The following is a 16,714-nucleotide window of genomic DNA, read 5'->3' as shown; positions in this document are numbered from 1 at the left end:
GGTCATCATTCATTGATGGCCTTACTCTTTAGTGTTAATAATATCAGCTGTTCATTCTGAATGACTAAGAAGAGGTGGAGGAAAAGTGACGATTGTACGCCTTGGCTTTGTTGCGATGAGCATGGAACTAAAAAATGCTTCCCCCTCTCAGACGATGACATATTCACAATTCCAGAAAATAGCAGATAGGGAAGCGGCGATCCACAAATTGGAGAGGATTTCCATATCAAATTTACAGCATACATTTAGAATTTTAAAGCATGCTGCAGCTTCTGAGATTCATTTTTATCGGTTAACCTCACGCCTCATTCCTTTGGCGAACCATGAGGAGCTTTTGGATTGGAAATATATGAAGCCCTTGCAAGAACAGTTGAAGGAAATAGGAAGTTTTGTCAAAAAACATAACATAAGAATTGACTTTCATCCCGATCACTTTGTCCTGATTAATTCACCCAATAAGGATATTTTGAAAAATTCAATCAGGACTTTAAAAATGCATTACTTATTATTAAAGGGGATGAAAATAGACCCGACACATCGTTGTGTCATGCATGTGGGGGGGAATTATAAGGAAACAGAAACCTCCCTTGAACGCTTTATCGATAATTGGATGGAGGTCCCGAGATTCATACAAAAAACGATCATGCTTGAAAATGATGATACTTCTTTTACATTAGAAGATACACTTTTTCTATGTGAAAAATTAGGGATTCCACTTGTTTTCGATTATCATCACCATCTTGTACATCATAAAAATCCAAATTGGGAAGAGAACTGGAGTCAAGTTGTACACACATGGGTGGATTCTCCTCTCCCTATAAAAATGCATATATCAAGTCCCAAAAGCGAAAAAGAAATTCGCCACCATTCAGATTACATAAATATCGATATGTTTTTCACGTTCCTAAAAGAGATTAAAGGCAGCATTCCGCAAATTGATTGTATGATTGAGGCAAAAAGGAAAGATGATTCCTTATTTAAATTAATGGAAGAGATTAAAACGAGAGGCGACATCGAAATGATTGACGGCTCTTCATTTTACTTGAAGTAATTAAGAAGAGCCAATATAAAATAATTTAGATTAATATTCTAAAAAAGCGTTAAGACGAAATAAAGAAATGGAAGGGTAAAAATACATAGAATTGTGGTAAGTAAGACTCCTAACGATGCAAAGCTTGAATCAGCCCCAAATTTTTCAGAATAAAGAGATATAGTTGGAGCAGAAGGCATTCCGGACACAAGGACTGCGATTACTAGTATGGGGAACGGTACGGATAGTGTAACAAAAGGAAGGAGGAGTATGGGAATGATGAGTAGTTTGATCAACACAGATTTCCATAGGTAAATATTTTTTATAAATAAAATCATCTCTTTACTTTTTACATTCGCAATTAACATCCCGATCATCATCATAGAGAGGGGGATGGTCATTTTGCCAACGGTCTCTAGGCCGCTAGAAATTAGATGTGGCAAACGAATGGGTAGGAGAAAAATAATCAGTCCTGTGATTGTGGATAGAATCCCGGGATTTAAAAAGATATTTTTCCAATTGATTTGCTCCTTGTTTTTACTAAACAAGTATACCCCATACGTCCAAATGAGAATTAAATAATATAAATTAAACATCGTTAAATAAACAATACCCTGCTCCCCCAATATAACATAACTAACTGCGTAACCAATAAAGCCTTGGTTGCCAAAAATAATGAGTCCCTCATAAACACTTTTTTGTTTCTCAGGAAGGTTTGCACATCTTCTCATCCAATTCGCCAAGAAAACAGACAAGGTTAGAATATATACTGACAATGATACAAGCCATAAAAATTCTTTTAATAATGTAAAAGAGAAGGAAATATCTAATGAGAATAAAATGAGGGCAGGTAAAGTTATATTTAATATCAGTTGTGTAAGCACATTATTAGCATTTTCATTTAGGATTCCTTTTTTTCTAACGATAAACCCTAAAATTGCCATTCCATATAGGACCAACATTTCCTGGATAAATGCCTCAACAGAATTCATTTTCATCCCTCCTTCTCTAAAGTATGACCTCTAGATTTGGATGGTTAATCATATTAACAAACTTTCCTAAATAGTGTAATACAATAAAAAACCGATCTTTCGTCCTTAGAAAGATCGGTTTTTCATTATTTTGTTTGAGAAAGTTCATGCACGATTTCAGTTAATGCCTCGTTAATTGGTGTTGCCGGACGGCCGATTAGTTTTTCAAAATCATTGCTCTCAACATCTAGTGTACCTTCTCGAATGCTTCTTTGAATGTCTACAAGCATTGAAAGAAGGAATTCCGGTACGCCCGCACCTTTCATAATGTTTGCATAAGTGGCGTCATCGACCTGCTGCACTGGTACTTCTTTACCTAGGACAGATCCAAGAGCAGCTACTAGTTCTTCCTGTGTTAATACTTTACCGGATAGTTCGTAAATAGTATTTTCGTGGCCATCACCAGTAAGGACTGCTGCCGCAGCTTCAGCATAATCTTGCTGTGGCGCCCAACCGACCTTGCCATTACCTGCTGATGTCACCCATGGAGCTCCTGCAAGGACACCTTGAATGCTAGGTATTTCATTTTCTAAGTACCAGTTATTGCGTAAAAAGGAGTAGGAAATACCTGTTTTCAGGATTGCTTCTTCGGTTGCCTGATGAGTTGGGGCGAACAGATTTTTACTCTCCATTGCATTGCCTAAACTAGTATAGGCAATAAATTTAACAGCTGCACGCTTTGCCGCAGCGACCGCATTAGCATGCTGACGAATTCTTGTATCATTGTCTTTATCGGCAGAAATAAGAAGTAAGCGATCAATTCCAGCAAAAGCTGAATCTAAGTTCTCCGGCTGATCAAAATCTCCTTGGCGAACTTCTACTCCACGTGCCCGTAAATTTTCCGCTTTCTCCGGATTACGTACACTTACAGCCAGTTGACTTGCTGGTACAGTTTTCAATATAGTTTCTACAACTTTAGCTCCCAATTTTCCTGTGGCACCCGTCACGAGCATTTTCATAATTATTTCCTCCAATTTTTAAAATGTAATTATATCAGTTACCTGTAATCATAATAGTTACTTTAAGTGTTTTTGTCAATAATGTAAATAATAAAGGTGAATAAAACAGTAAAGAATAAAGTGGAAAAAGTATAAAAGTGAAATTGTGCAATTAAAGAATTAAGGAATGAACCTGTCCTTTTTTGACAAACTAATTTATATATGACAGGTTAGTTTTTGTATTTCATCAATTTTCTTAGGAGGACTATTAAGGTGATAAAGAGAAAAATGGCATTGCTATTAACGTTATTGCTTGCTGCAGGGACCATTCTGGGGGCATGTGGAAAGGGTAATAACAACACAACTGGCGGTAACAAAAAGAATGGCTTCTCTGCTGGCATGGTTACGGACGTTGGTGGGGTTGATGATAAATCCTTCAACCAATCTTCTTGGGAAGGTCTCCAAGCCTTTGGTAAAGCAAATAACATGGAAAAAGGAAAAGGTGGATATGATTATCTTCAATCTACATCTGATGCTGATTATGTAACAAACTTAACGACACTTGCCCGCCAAGGCTTTGATTTAGTATTTGGTATTGGGTTCTTAATGCAAAACGCTGTAGATCAAGTGGCAAAACAACAAAAGGATACGAATTTTGCCATTATTGATTCGGAAGTGAAAGAGCCTAATGTTGTAAGCATTCTTTTTAAAGAGCAAGAAGCAGCTTTCCTTGCGGGAGTTGCAGCAGGACTTACAACAAAAAGTAATCATATTGGTTTTATTGGCGGTATGAAAAATGCTGTAATTGAACGTTTCGAATCTGGTTTTCTTGCTGGAGTAAAAGCAGCAAAACCAACAGCAAAAGTAGAGGTTCAATATGCGGGGGCTTTTGACAAACCAGAGGCAGGTCAAGCAATTGCTTCTAAAATGTATACTTCTGGAGCAGATGTGGTCTTTCATGCGGCTGGTGGTACTGGTAACGGTCTATTTAAAGAAGCAACGGACCGAAAGAAAAAGAATCCAAATGGTGAAATTTGGGCAATTGGTGTAGACCGTGATCAAAGTGACATGGGTCCTGATATTGTTCTTACTTCTGCACTTAAACGTGTGGACGTTGCTGTAAAGGATACTGCTCAAAAAGCAAAAGATGGAAAATTCCCTGGAGGACAGGATATTCTTTACGGTTTAAAAGAAGATGGTGTAGCATTAGCTCCAATTAATGCCAAGGAAGCAAACAAAGCTGCTATTGAAAAGGCAGTAAATGAGTGGACTGATAAAATTAAATCCGGAGCTCTCAAGGTTCCAGGAACTCTTGCTGAATTAAAAACATTTACTGTTAAATAGTAATCGCTTAAAGCTAATCGTACATTTTGAAGAGAAGCTGCCTCCTGTCGGCTTCTCTTCAATTTTTCGTGGATATTTTTGCATGAAAAATCCACCCTTCCAATAGTGAAGGATGGATAAACAACAATTTCAAGAATTTAGGGGTTTCTTGAAGTAATTTTATTATGAACTAAATTAAGAAAGTTATTAGTTTTTTCTTTGAGACAACAAAGAAAATTTATGAATGTTATTTTTTTAATAATACTGCCGAACATGTGCTTCACTTTCGAGCAAGGCAGATTGAACTGAATTCCCGGTTTTATTTCGGTAAGTCATTCACTTCATTGGCAACCCTAATTCCAGATTCAATCGCTCCTTGCATCCAACCGTGGGTAAGGGTGGTATGTTCACCTGCAAAATAAACTCTTCCTTCAGGCATCGTGATATAAGGAAACAATTCATTTTCCTGCCCCGGCTTAAATGCCACAACAGCTCCAGTAGAATAGGGATTATCGACCCAACTAAAAGAAGTTCCTAATTTAAATTCAGAATAGACTTGGTCACCGAAAATTTCGGCCAGGTTTTTTAAGGCATATTGAACACGATCTTCATCGGATAAACCATTCCATGTTAAAGCTTCATCTGACCATGTATAACTTGCCAAAACAACAGCAGGTCCTTCTTTGCCAATCCCTTGGCTTGGGTAATAGGTAAACCGAATCGGCAAATCCGTAATGGATTTACCACCAAATTGACCATACCTTTCCCAGAATCTACTTTTAAATTCAATTCCAACTTTTGTTGCTGCCATATAGTTGATTTCACGAATCGCTCTGCGTTTATAATAAGAAAAAGAATGGTAGGGTTCAATCGTCACAAATCGTAACACTGAAAAGGGAATGGTTATGATGGCAAGATTACTTGTAATGGAAGAATTTGTTAAGTTTTGCTGATCGGTGGAATGGATAGTTACATCATTATGATGTTGGACAATTTTTGTCATCCTTTGATTGAATCGAATATCCTCTTTTAATTGTGGCAAAAATGCCCTTGGAAGTAGTTCCATACCTCCCGTGATCTCATAGTAACGTTTTGTACTGAAGGTTGATGCTTCACGTAATACTTCAAGAAATGACATCCCCATGTAGGCTTCATAGTCAAGAAGTATATCAATCATATCAACAGCACCATCTGAAAAGGTAGTTCCGTATTGATAATGGTAAGAATTTAAAAAAGAACCAAGAGAGTACCTTTTAAATTCTTTTTCGATTAATGGCCAATTTCTCTTTGGATTCTTATTAATAAAATTAACAATAGGCTGGAAAGCTAAATTAAACAGTTCTTCTGCGCTTTTACCCTTTTCATTGGGACGAACCGGAAAGTTTAGAATACTTGGGTTTTGTTCATACATATTGAGACGTGTCCGTATTCCATTTATATAAAGAATATCTGTGGTTGTTCGGTTGATAAAAAGGTTTAAGGGTAAACTGAATTTTTTAATATATTCTAAAGTTAACAAATGAGTATCAGGAATTCGCATGGGGCCCGCGTTTAAGTAAAGTCCGTTGCTAAAAGGGTCACGGATGGTATAGATACGGCCTCCAACAAGGCTGTTTGCTTCCAGGATGGTGACGTGATGCCCAGCCTCCTTCAAAAGCGACGCGGCAACAAGTCCTGCAATCCCTGCACCGACAATAGTAATCCTCTTAGGGACTGTCGATTTTTTAAGACCATTCCGAATAAAGCTGATCATCTGTTGTATGGTTAAGAGCCCGTTTATGTTTTCAGGCATTTCATCTCCCCTTTATGAAAAGGAATATTACATTGTATTCACTTGGAGAGATGCCTATGTGTTAAAGAGTAAAAATTATCTCAGAATAACTTTGTAACAAAACTGTAAATTTGCTGTGATGTCCCTGTTATACCTTCCTAGTATATTGGAACTATCAAATCACACGAGGGGGTAACCAATATGCTAAAAAAATTCATCATGGCGTTTGTCATTCTTGCTTCTTGTGGCACATTGTTTGCCAACGTTGGTGATAAAGCGGAAGCGGCATCTTATAATTATCATATCAGAGCAATTCAAGTAGCGGAAAATCATATGGGAGTACCTTATCGATGGGGTGGAATGTCACCATATGGTTTTGATTGTTCAGGACTTGTGAAATATTCTTATGGAAAAGCAGGAAGAACATTAAACCGTACAGCAGCAACAATGTACTATGGCAACGGATATCATGTATCTTCTCTAAAGACAGGAGATTTAATGTTCTTCGCACCATCAAAAGCAAGCAGACCAACACATGTTGCGATCTATATCGGATACGGTAAAATGATTATGGCTTCTTCTTCCAAAGGAGTTATGATTACAAAAACAAGCAACCCATACTGGCATGCTAGATATATTGGAGCAAAACGAGTATAAAGATCATCGGAAACGGTGGTCTTTTTTTTTCTGATTTTTTTAACCATAGAAATACATTGTTGAATTATCAGAAAAATTAGAGAAAGTTTAATTTGACTGTGTTTAATTTCCGTAATAAACTAAGGAAAATTTCATAAAGTAACTCCCATTTTTTGAACCTTTGTAAATAAACAAAGGGGTAAGTGGAAAGTCCTAAAACATTTATAATCTAAGGGAGAGAAACACTATGATGATTGAAAGTATTTGCCCAAAATGTGGAGAAATAAATAATGTTGAGCATAAAGGGGAAGACCTTCTATTTGTTACTTGTAAAAACAAACATATCTATGACCATATTGTCATTCCTTATTCCAGAACCGCCGGCATTAAAGATGATCGAAGGAAAAAATTAGAGGAAATGATTGTCGAGAAAAAATTTCACCGAATGAGTGATAAATCAACTATCTGTCTACTAATCTTTGAAAATGGGTATGAAATTGAAGGACGTTCAACAGTTCGCGACATGGCTGATTTTCGAACGATTATTGGAAAAGATAAGGCATATGAACAAGCATTAAAAAAGGCTATGGTTGCATTAGGTGCATACTTAGTATAATTTTTAAAAAGTATAATCAAAAAGGGCTATTCCAATTAAATAGGAGTAGCCCTTCACATTTTTATAAAGATTGTTCCAGCTCATACCAATAATAACAAATGGTTTCCATCCCTTTATCGAAATTCTCAAGATTGAAATGTTCATTCGGTGCGTGAAAATTTTCGTCCGGGAGTCCAAATCCCATTAATACAACCGGCTTTTCTAAAATTTGATCAAAAGTGGCTACAATCGGAATCGAGCCGCCGCCACGTGTATAGGACGTAGGTACGTTGTAGACTTTTTCATATGCTCTCCCAGCAGCTTGAATTGCTGGATGGTCAAATGGTGTAACAAACGCAGGGCCTTTGTCAAAAAGCGAAACATTTACTGTGACTCCAGGTGGTGTATGTGTTTTGATATGTTTTTGCAATAGCTCTACAATTTCATCCGGATCTTGATCTGGAACAAGGCGGCAGGTGATTTTTGTATGGGCTTCCGCCGGAAGAACCGTTTTAATGCCTTCGCCTTGGAATCCGCCATAAATCCCGTTCACTTCAAGCGTTGGACGAACCCAATTTCTTTCTAATGACGTAAAGCCTTCTTCGCCAAACATTTCCGGAACCCCTAATTGGTCAATAAAAGACTGATCTGTAATTCCTAGTGATGCATAGGCTGCCTTTTCAGCCGCTGTTAACTCCGCCACTTTATCGTAAAAGCCTTCAACGGTGATCTGCCCTTTTTCGTTATGGAAGGAATTCACGATCTCGACTAATGCATGAATCGGATTTTGAACCATGCCGCCGTATAATCCCGAATGAAGATCGCTTTTTGGTCCCTTAACATCAATTTGTACACCGCACAAACCTCTCAACCCATAGCAAATGGCGGGCTTTCCGCGCTCCATCATGCTGGTATCGGAAATCACAATCACGTCGGAGGATAATAATTCCTTATTTTCCTTTACAAAGAGCGGAAGGTTAGGGCTGCCGATTTCTTCTTCCCCCTCAATCAGGAATTTTACATTGATGGGAAGGGTTCCTGTGATATTAAAGATCGCTTGCAACGCTTTGAGATGCATAAACACCTGGCCTTTGTCGTCACTTGCCCCACGAGCATAGATCTTCTCGTCGCGGATTTCTGCTTCAAAAGGAGGGCTATCCCATAATTCAACCGGGTCAACGGGCTGTACATCATAGTGGCCATAAATCATTACAGTTGGTTTTCCTTCTGCCTTCAACCACTCCCCATAAACGACAGGGTGACCTTTTGTTTCGTAGATTTCGATCTTTTCCATCCCGATTTCTTGAAGGGCATTGGACACCCATTTTGCAGCCTTTTGAACATCCTCTTTATGTTCAGGGAGAGAGCTGATACTTGGAATCGCCAAAAATTCCTTTAATTCCGTTAAATGCTTTTCTCTGTTTTTTGTAAGGTATGTAATAACAGCTTGATCCAATAAAAAAACCTCCTAAAATCTTAATTTTTCCATTAAGTTAATTTTGTATCATATTGTTAAATGTTTCAAGTTGAATTCAGGAGCGAGCAGAAAATGAAATTTTATAAAGCGGATGAAAATCAATATGGTAGAATGGAAAGAGATAACTTTACATGGAAAAATGAGGGATGAGACATGAAGGAGATTAAAAATATTTATTGTGTAGGAAGAAATTACGCAGCACATGCAAAGGAATTAAACAATGAAGTGCCTACTTCGCCATTTCTTTTTTCAAAACCTACTCATGCCTTGGTTGAAGCGAAAGGGCAGAGAATACAGCTGCCTGCAAATCGTGGCTCCATCCATTTTGAAACAGAGCTCGTTTTAAGGGTTGGGAAACAATATGAGATCGGCATGAAAGTAGACGAAACAATTGATAGTATGGCGATTGGGCTTGACCTAACTTTACGGGATGTCCAAACGGAATTGAAGAAAAAAGGGCATCCATGGTTGCTTGCAAAGGGGTTTCCAAATTCGGCAGTCGTGAGTGAGTTCATTACTTTTCCTGGGCTTGATGAAGTGGAAAAGGCTGATTTCATGCTAATGAAAAATGGGGAGAAGGTTCAACAAGGAAACATTAAAAATATGCTTTTTGATTTACAAACCATTTTAGATTTCACCGCTGAGAATTTTGGTTTGGGTGAAGGGGACATCATTTTTACCGGAACACCAGAAGGAGTCGGACAAGTTTTGGACGGTGATCATCTTTCTTTGGTTTGGGATAATAGGGTTCTTGGAGAGTGTTTAATTAAATTAACTTAATTTCTTTGGGATTTTATTGGTATTGATGTCTGGATTGGTGGCGTTATCGATTTTTAGATTTTGGGTCAGTCCTCCCACTGCCTAACGCAGCGGGGGACTGATTCTTTTTTCACCAATGAAAAATGCCCTGCAAAAAAACGATAATAGGAAGAATAGCGAGAGACCGATTAATGTAATTCCCAAGTTGACTTGTTGTCCCTTAAGATAATTGTTACAGAGACGAATGGGAGCGTTAGCGTAAAGCCAGCCCATGACAAAAAGCATGGAAATTACATTTGCCCAAATGAACCCCTTCACTACAGGAGAAAGCCGCCCCCAGCTAAAGGCTAGGGGCAGACCAATCATTAGAGGAGTAGTCAGATACTTTGCTAATTCAAATGTAGTACTGTTAAGCGCGGCATCAAGGGATCTCGGCAGAAGCCAAAAGATGCTGGTAAATATAGCAATGAGCAGACCAGGAATTCCATCTGGGTTGTATTGACCCCATTCCGGCTTCCAAACATGTTTCCTGAAGCTGGTTCCAAATAAATATCCAGTAAAAGCTAATAAAGGAATTTGAACAACCATTTGGCCAACCATAGTACTTTCAAGACCCGTTCTTACTTGTGGGATACTTAGGGCGGCAATAAGCATAAAGCAAATGAGTACAATAGGTTTCATTCATTTCACCCTTAAATTTAATTCCTCGACAACTTTGTCGGGAGAGTTATAATCATATATCTGGATTAACCTGCCTTTAGGATCAATTAAATAAAATGCTGCATTATGTTCAAATCCATTTTCAATCGGGATGACAATGACCCCTGCCATTTTTAATAATAACTTCAGTTCCTTTTGGTCTGGAACCGTAGCTATTCTCCAATTGACTCCGTCTGCTTCATACAATTCGCGATGGTGTTCAAGCATTTCAGGTGTATCCCGCTTAGGGTCAAAACTAATACTTATAAAATGTAATTTGTCACGCAGGATCCTTTTTGGAAGGCTCGAATAAATTTTATTAAAATTCATCTCCACTACGGGGCAAACATCTCCACAGGTAGGATAAAAGAACGTAGCCAAAACGTATTTCCCTTGATATTCAGAAAGGGTAAAGGATTCTCCCTTACTGTCCTCAAAAGTGACATTAGGAACGATGGGACTTTCCTGCAACACATTGATTTTCCTTGCCTGTTCGGCTGTAAAAGCCCGAAAATGATCGCTATAGAAAAACAAAATGGCTGTGCCTAAGATTGTGAGCCCTATTGTCATGAAGAAATATTTTTTATCCATGTGTCGAAGTTCCAATATCCTCAGTATTGGAAATATTTTCCCTAATCTTGCTGGAGTAGTTAATAAAACGGAAGAAAAATAACAAGAAAATGACCATTGCGAAAAATCCGAAGAAAGCAGCTACAATATCTACAGGAGTCCATTCAGGAAGATGCTCAGCCCAGCGTCTTGGAGCACTTGTCTTTCCAGAGAATAAGAATGAATAGGTTAATCCAAGGAACGCCAGGAAATACATCCATAAGATGAATTGGTCAAACTTGCTATCCGTCCGTCCGCCTTCCACCCTTGTCAGGTAGTACATGAATCCAAGAATCATTGCACAAACTCCCATCCCCATATACATATGGAAATGCCCCGGTACCCATTTGGTGTTGTGCATCACTTCATTGATCACGATGGTGGCATCAATAATTGCCGGAATCACCCCAATCACCCAGCCAAATATTGAAAGGTAGAGGAAGGTTGAAGCCACGTCCCACTTAATTCCAGAACGATAGATAATCATCAAAGCCCCAAATGCAGTAACAACCAGCACTGGGATTCCATTGATATAGGAAAGAACCTGCCCCAAAATCAGGACCCACTTTGGCATAGCATAGTCCATCAAAAGATGATGAGGATAGGCAGAAAGCGTTAAAATGGTTGAAAGGTTCCACGCAATTAAAAAGATTTTATTGGATTTCCAAGGCCTGCCCGTATAGCGGGGGAGTAGCTCATAGACGACAATAACCCCCATATAAATGGTGGAATTTGCAAGAACATGGCCAAAGACAAAGGTTAAGTTTTTTGCAAGCAGTGGATCAATAGTAAAACTTGGTGTGTAAAGGTTAATGAGGCTCATTAAAAGGATGGAAGCACCTGCAATCAGTGCCGTGATGTCAACTATACATACCATTGTAGCGGCTACAACTGTTGGAGGAGGACCAAATCCTTCTTTTTTTCCAAGAAGTTGCGGCCAGCCCAACGTTGTAGAGAAGCTTCCATATTTTTTGATGATGGCATGTGCGGTTTCTAATAGAAAAATCAAAAACGAAGTTCCAATTACTAACATCCCGCCTAAATAAAGGGCAGCACCAGTTTTCCCCCACACTCCTCCAGAAATGGCAGGCAGAGGATAAAGGAAGGTCCAGCCACCGGCAAAATCATAGCCAAAGATTGCAATTAGAATCATGGTAACGCCAATAAGGAAAAGAATAATATATAGGTGAAACACAGACCTTTTTAAAGGAACGTATTGACTTAAAAAATACCACATGATGGCAGATACGGCGAGTATAGAAGCGCTGATCATACCGGTTCCATGCAGGGTCATGACTTTATAGAACATGATGGTGTCCAACTTGATAAGGTTTCCTTGGGACAGGAGCATCAGAACACCAGCAATCATCATTAACAGTAATACCGCACCACTAATGATAAGTGGAAACACAACACTTTTCTTTGTATTTGGGTTAATTGCAACCCGTAATGTGTTTGTCATTTACTAACTCCCCCCATTATTCATTAACGATAATCTCGCGTTTCATAATGTGGTGGGCTGCACCACAATACTCCAAGCACAATATAGAATAGGTTCCAGGTTTCGTAAATTGATAATACACAGTGTTTGTATATTGAGGCATGGCCTGAGTTTGAGCAACAATATTCATTTTATCATCGTATAAACCAAAGCCATGATTGACATCCTTGCTAGTGACATGAAAGGCAATGTAGTCTCCAACTTTAAAAGTGTCCTTAGATATTTCGAACCCAAATTGCATAGCGGTAACATCGACGTCAACAGGAGTGCCTTTCGCTGCCGCCCGATGATAAGGCAGTTGTTTTAAGGTAAAAAAGCTTGTAGTCAGCAACGATAAACATACCAATATAAACCAAATATTGCGAATAAAGTATCCCTTTTTTTGAATCCCGGTATAATCAACTTTTTTATCAGAGCGTGCAAAGACAAACAGGAAGACAAAAATGATAAAAAGGCTAAGAAGTAAGGTAATATCCCAGGCTTCTTGTTGATACATACTAATCCCCCTTTTTAAAAAAATTTTTTTCTTCAAGGATGGCTAAGCTTGTGTGCAGCAATAAATTCTTGCCTAAAAGAATCATACAAAATAAACATAGGAATTACTGTTAGAAAAGTCACAATTATCAGAAAAATAAAGAGATGGATTTCCCTGTTAGTTAGTAGATGAAGGGGTGGAAGGTTCCACTGATTCTCTATAAGTCCTTTTCCTTTATAGATGCCGGAGGGTTAAGGGGGATGTGTGCGGAAGTGATTTCTTTCTTGTTTACAAAATGAAGAGCTTTTTTCAATCATCGGCCCTTCGGTAATATGTCCCAGTTTTGTTTCAGAGATATAAAATAATCCCCCATACAACAGGCTTCCTAAAAGATTTCCAATAAGAGCCTAAAAGAAGTTAATATAAACACTTTTACCGGATGTAAGCCCTCTCATTTTAGCGAGTGGCAGCATGGCAAAATTCCCGGTTACCAGCTCTAATGCTAATAATAAAATAAGGACAAATCCAACAGGAAAGATAAAGGCACCAACAATCCCCAACCTGGTTTCGATTGAAGCGTTATAAGCGAGAGTTGTGGCGAATCCCAAAAAGGCACCTGACAGAATTCCCTTGAATAAAATGTCCTTCACAGCCAAATTGGATTTATAGGCTCCTGTAGTTGCAACATCCTCTATCAACTGTATCGGTTTAATATAATCCAATCTCCATCCCTCCTTTTTCGTTTGATTTTTATTGTAAAGAGGGTACTTTGTCAAATCAATATTATTTTACAAAAAATTACAATTTACTTATTAACATAGTATTTATGGTAGAAATTCAGGAGATGATTGCAAATTAAAATTACTGCCAATCCGCTTGAGGATAAAGTACTATTAATCTATTTGTTTTTTAATAAGTATATCGAAGATTTGAATTCTATCTTTATACAATTAGGAATGTGTCGAAAAAAATAGATAATTTATTTTTAAGAAAAAGAGAATTAAAGTGTAATTTTACACTTTGGGGAATATAATTACATTAACAGAACGTTCCTTTTTTGACCTTTTGAATAAATAATTATTTGTAAATGGTGGTGATAAAAATGAAACCTAAGAAAATTATTTTCACAATCGTATCGATCGCAATAATTTTTGTAATCGGATATTTCCTAAATGCCTTTTTTGGAAACCCCATCAGCAAAAGAATAGCGGAAAAGGAGGTCTTAACGTATTTTGAAGAAAAATATAACAAGGACTTCAAAGTTTATTCGTCCAGCTATAATTTTTTAATTCCAGATTACAATATTAAGTTAGGACCAAGTGATGATAAAGAGGCTGTATTTGAAACTTCCAGATATGAATTAACTATGTTTGACGCATATGGTGCGTATTTAGCTACTGAGGAATTAAAATCTAAATTTCTAGAGATTCTGGTAAAAGAATTTCCAAAAATCAAATTTACAGTGCAGGCGGAGGAGCAGCATCATATAGAAGTTGCGGGTGTTGAATTTGCCTTTTTTTCTCCAAATCCCCAGACAAGATTAGAAAAGAATTATTTTAATGCAAATATATCGTGGGCTGACACCGGACTTAGCAGGAATGAAACGATAAGGCTGATGGATGAAATTGCCCTTAAGGTAAACACCGAACTAAAGGGCATACCCAAAGAACTTAACCTGGAAATTTATGTGAAAGACAAAAAGGGAGATAATGTTATCATTGAAAGGTTTTATATTAATGGGAAAGCGATTCTTAAAGAAAATTAGATAATCATAATTTACTTAGTAATATCTTCTAATCGTGTCTAAAAAAAAGCCTTCCTGCGAAGGCATCACTTTGAGTCTGGTAGCCAATAAGTCGAATAACAACCTTTTATTGCATCGGATTTGAAAAGTTGTTAATTAGAATCTGTACTTGATCTCCTTGATGAATTTTACCCGGTCGTTCTACTGCACAAACAATACCTCTTCGCTTAAAGGCTGCACGAACAAAATCTGTTGCTAATTTTGGACGATCCTCATATTGCTGTTGAATAATTTCACCAGGAAACACGCACGGCAGGTTTTGACCCATACAAATCAAGCCTGTACCATTAGGAAAAATAATTCGTGAACCAAGCGTGAGACATGTCAGCTCAGAGAATCCACTCAACAATAGATTTGCACCTAACCATTCAGGCAGTACCTTCTCAATACCTAATTGTTCAGAAATCTGCCTGCAATCTTCTTCAGCCAAAATGGTAATCTGACGGCGATTGAGGATTTCTGTACCTCTAGGATACATGGGCTGACGAGAATCCGCCGGGAAAGTAACTCCAAAGTGACGATCCCCCGGTATTCCACCAAATTCAAGATTTACCTCAGGAATTCGGCGTGTAACAAAAGTTTCTGGGTTATCCGCTATGAGGATTGCACGTACCTCTGCCTCTGCAGTTTTCATATAAGCACCTCTTTGAATATATCGTTATACTGTTGTTGACTCCTAGTAAATTGTAAATTTACCATTTAAAGAGTATTGTAGCACTTAAAGGAAGGTTACTCCACACCAAGAAAGATAGAAATTCGGTAAAGCACCGGGGGACATGCATTTTTTCTTTCATCGGTTGTTACCCAATCAAAGGGTAAAGCGTATATTTTTAAAGATGAACTCGTACTTAAAGTCGGAAAAAGGGAAAAACATAGGAGGCGAACTATAATGGATCTGAATCACGTACAGAAACAGTCATTTACAATTGCAAACTATTCTTTGGAAAATGGGGAAAGCATTCCGGTTACACTTGGATATGAAACCTATGGGGAATTAAATGTGGATAAATCGAACGTGATCTTAGTCCCTCATTATTTCAGTGGTACAAGTCATGCAGCAGGAAAATACACACCGGAGGACCCATTTCCAGGATACTGGAATGATTTAATTGGCCCTGGAAAAGCAGTAGATACTAATAAATTTTTTGTCATAAGCACCGATAACCTTGCCAATGTCCAGGTGAAAAACCCCTATGTGATTACTACAGGACCAAGATCTATCAACCCGAAGACAGGTAAAATATGGGGCCTTGATTTTCCGGCTTTCACGTACCGTGATATGGCAGGCATTCAACATGAATTTTTAACAAAACAATTAGGAATCAACAAACTATATGCCGTGATGGGGGCTTCAGCCGGTGGATTTATTTCACTGCATTGGGCCGTGAATTACCCTGAAAAAGTGGAACGGATGATTGGCGTAATTACTAATCCGCAAAATCCAATTCTTACTTCATTAAATGTGACTCAACATGGGATGCGTGCTATTGCCCTTGATCCCAATTGGAATGATGGTTTTTATCAGGACGGGAAAGAACCGATAGAAGGCCTTCATCTAGCTGTTCAAATGATGAATACCGGGGCATTCACTCCGGAATTCTATGAAACAACCTATCCAAGGGATTGCAAAGAGCAAGAACCTTATCAGGATTTCAAAGTGCCAACTTCCTATGAAAAACAGGTTGCACAGGCGATTGAATCTGGTTCAACATTTGTTGATGCCAGTCATTGGTATTACACGTGCAGGGCAACGATGATGCATGATATCGCACATGCTCATGAATCGTTCGAAGCGGCTTTAGAAAAAATTACAGCAAAGATATTAATGGTATCCTGTACCAGTGATTTATTGCAGCCTACCGTTTATAATCGAGAAATGATCGAAATCATGAAAAAGCAAGAGAAACAAGCGGAACTATTTGAATTTGATAGTTTAAATGGACATTTGGCCGGCATATTAGAAACACATTTGTTTCGTGAGAAAATTGCTGAATTTTTAATTTAGGATGTGTTAAAGGACAATGCTGATTTTGAAAACGTTGATTGGAGCGGAAAGTGCGAGACTC

The 16,714-nt window shown here is 38.1% G+C and carries 17 protein-coding genes; 7 read left to right on the top strand and 10 right to left on the bottom strand.

Annotated features, from left to right (window positions below; genetic code table 11):
* The first annotated feature begins 85 nt into the window (after positions 1-85).
* Positions 86-1,051, top strand: coding sequence for a UV damage endonuclease UvsE (gene uvsE, locus ACFQZ9_RS03805; RefSeq protein WP_498942383.1), 966 nt, complete (start codon positions 86-88; stop codon positions 1,049-1,051).
* A gap of 38 nt (positions 1,052-1,089) precedes the next feature.
* Here the strand turns inward: uvsE and ACFQZ9_RS03800 are convergent, their stop codons facing one another.
* Positions 1,090-2,022 (bottom strand): AEC family transporter, encoded by a 933-nt coding sequence (locus ACFQZ9_RS03800; RefSeq protein WP_498942382.1) that lies wholly within the window; start codon positions 2,020-2,022, stop codon positions 1,090-1,092.
* 125 nt (positions 2,023-2,147) lie between these two features.
* Positions 2,148-3,020 (bottom strand): SDR family oxidoreductase, encoded by an 873-nt coding sequence (locus tag ACFQZ9_RS03795; protein WP_498942381.1) that lies wholly within the window; start codon positions 3,018-3,020, stop codon positions 2,148-2,150.
* Between the two features lie 252 nt (positions 3,021-3,272).
* Here ACFQZ9_RS03795 and ACFQZ9_RS03790 point away from each other — a divergent pair, with 252 nt between their 5' ends.
* Positions 3,273-4,343 carry a BMP family lipoprotein gene (locus ACFQZ9_RS03790; protein WP_498942380.1) on the top strand — a complete coding sequence of 357 codons (1,071 nt, stop codon included), beginning with the start codon at positions 3,273-3,275 and terminating at the stop codon, positions 4,341-4,343.
* A 298-nt stretch (positions 4,344-4,641) separates the two neighbouring features.
* Here ACFQZ9_RS03790 and ACFQZ9_RS03785 read toward each other — a convergent pair whose 3' ends face one another.
* Positions 4,642-6,114: a flavin monoamine oxidase family protein gene (locus tag ACFQZ9_RS03785; protein WP_498942379.1), complete on the bottom strand. Its 1,473-nt coding sequence runs from the start codon at positions 6,112-6,114 to the stop codon at positions 4,642-4,644.
* A gap of 180 nt (positions 6,115-6,294) precedes the next feature.
* Between ACFQZ9_RS03785 and ACFQZ9_RS03780 the strand changes: the two genes are divergently transcribed.
* Positions 6,295-6,750, top strand: a complete 456-nt coding sequence (locus tag ACFQZ9_RS03780; RefSeq protein WP_498942378.1) for a C40 family peptidase — start codon at positions 6,295-6,297, stop codon at positions 6,748-6,750.
* A gap of 226 nt (positions 6,751-6,976) precedes the next feature.
* Complete coding sequence (locus ACFQZ9_RS03775; protein ID WP_026575468.1) at positions 6,977-7,345, top strand: Gp49 family protein; 369 nt, start codon at positions 6,977-6,979, stop codon at positions 7,343-7,345.
* 61 nt (positions 7,346-7,406) lie between these two features.
* Here ACFQZ9_RS03775 and ACFQZ9_RS03770 read toward each other — a convergent pair whose 3' ends face one another.
* Positions 7,407-8,780, bottom strand: coding sequence for a dipeptidase (locus tag ACFQZ9_RS03770; protein ID WP_498942377.1), 1,374 nt, complete (start codon positions 8,778-8,780; stop codon positions 7,407-7,409).
* 174 nt (positions 8,781-8,954) lie between these two features.
* On the opposite strand from ACFQZ9_RS03770, the gene ACFQZ9_RS03765 reads away from it, so the two are divergent.
* Entirely contained in the window at positions 8,955-9,581 is a 627-nt protein-coding gene (locus ACFQZ9_RS03765; protein WP_498942376.1) for a fumarylacetoacetate hydrolase family protein, read from the top strand.
* An 81-nt stretch (positions 9,582-9,662) separates the two neighbouring features.
* Here ACFQZ9_RS03765 and ACFQZ9_RS03760 read toward each other — a convergent pair whose 3' ends face one another.
* From ACFQZ9_RS03760 to ACFQZ9_RS03740, 5 genes are all read right to left on the bottom strand, one after another.
* Positions 9,663-10,241, bottom strand: a complete 579-nt coding sequence (locus ACFQZ9_RS03760) for a hypothetical protein (protein WP_498942375.1) — start codon at positions 10,239-10,241, stop codon at positions 9,663-9,665.
* Positions 10,242-10,850 carry an SCO family protein gene (locus ACFQZ9_RS03755; protein WP_498942374.1) on the bottom strand — a complete coding sequence of 203 codons (609 nt, stop codon included), beginning with the start codon at positions 10,848-10,850 and terminating at the stop codon, positions 10,242-10,244. It lies immediately after the preceding gene.
* Entirely contained in the window at positions 10,843-12,330 is a 1,488-nt protein-coding gene (locus ACFQZ9_RS03750) for a heme-copper oxidase family protein (protein WP_498942373.1), read from the bottom strand. Before ACFQZ9_RS03750 ends, ACFQZ9_RS03755 begins: the two co-directional genes overlap by 8 nt.
* Positions 12,331-12,346: 16 nt before the next feature.
* Complete coding sequence (locus ACFQZ9_RS03745; protein ID WP_498942372.1) at positions 12,347-12,865, bottom strand: cupredoxin domain-containing protein; 519 nt, start codon at positions 12,863-12,865, stop codon at positions 12,347-12,349.
* Between the two features lie 386 nt (positions 12,866-13,251).
* Positions 13,252-13,566: a formate/nitrite transporter family protein gene (locus tag ACFQZ9_RS03740; RefSeq protein WP_498942371.1), complete on the bottom strand. Its 315-nt coding sequence runs from the start codon at positions 13,564-13,566 to the stop codon at positions 13,252-13,254.
* A gap of 380 nt (positions 13,567-13,946) precedes the next feature.
* On the opposite strand from ACFQZ9_RS03740, the gene ACFQZ9_RS03735 reads away from it, so the two are divergent.
* Entirely contained in the window at positions 13,947-14,609 is a 663-nt protein-coding gene (locus ACFQZ9_RS03735) for a YfjL-like protein (RefSeq protein WP_498942370.1), read from the top strand.
* A 106-nt stretch (positions 14,610-14,715) separates the two neighbouring features.
* Here the strand turns inward: ACFQZ9_RS03735 and ACFQZ9_RS03730 are convergent, their stop codons facing one another.
* Positions 14,716-15,282: an MOSC domain-containing protein gene (locus ACFQZ9_RS03730; protein ID WP_198310077.1), complete on the bottom strand. Its 567-nt coding sequence runs from the start codon at positions 15,280-15,282 to the stop codon at positions 14,716-14,718.
* Positions 15,283-15,543: 261 nt separating this feature from the next.
* On the opposite strand from ACFQZ9_RS03730, the gene ACFQZ9_RS03725 reads away from it, so the two are divergent.
* Complete coding sequence (locus tag ACFQZ9_RS03725; protein ID WP_498942599.1) at positions 15,544-16,653, top strand: alpha/beta hydrolase family protein; 1,110 nt, start codon at positions 15,544-15,546, stop codon at positions 16,651-16,653.
* Positions 16,654-16,714 lie beyond the last annotated feature (61 nt).

Source organism: Neobacillus sp. GCM10027624 (assembly GCF_042675345.1).
Lineage (GTDB): Bacteria > Bacillota > Bacilli > Bacillales > Cytobacillaceae > Neobacillus > Neobacillus cucumis_D.
This window is presented reverse-complemented; position numbering and strand designations above follow the sequence as displayed.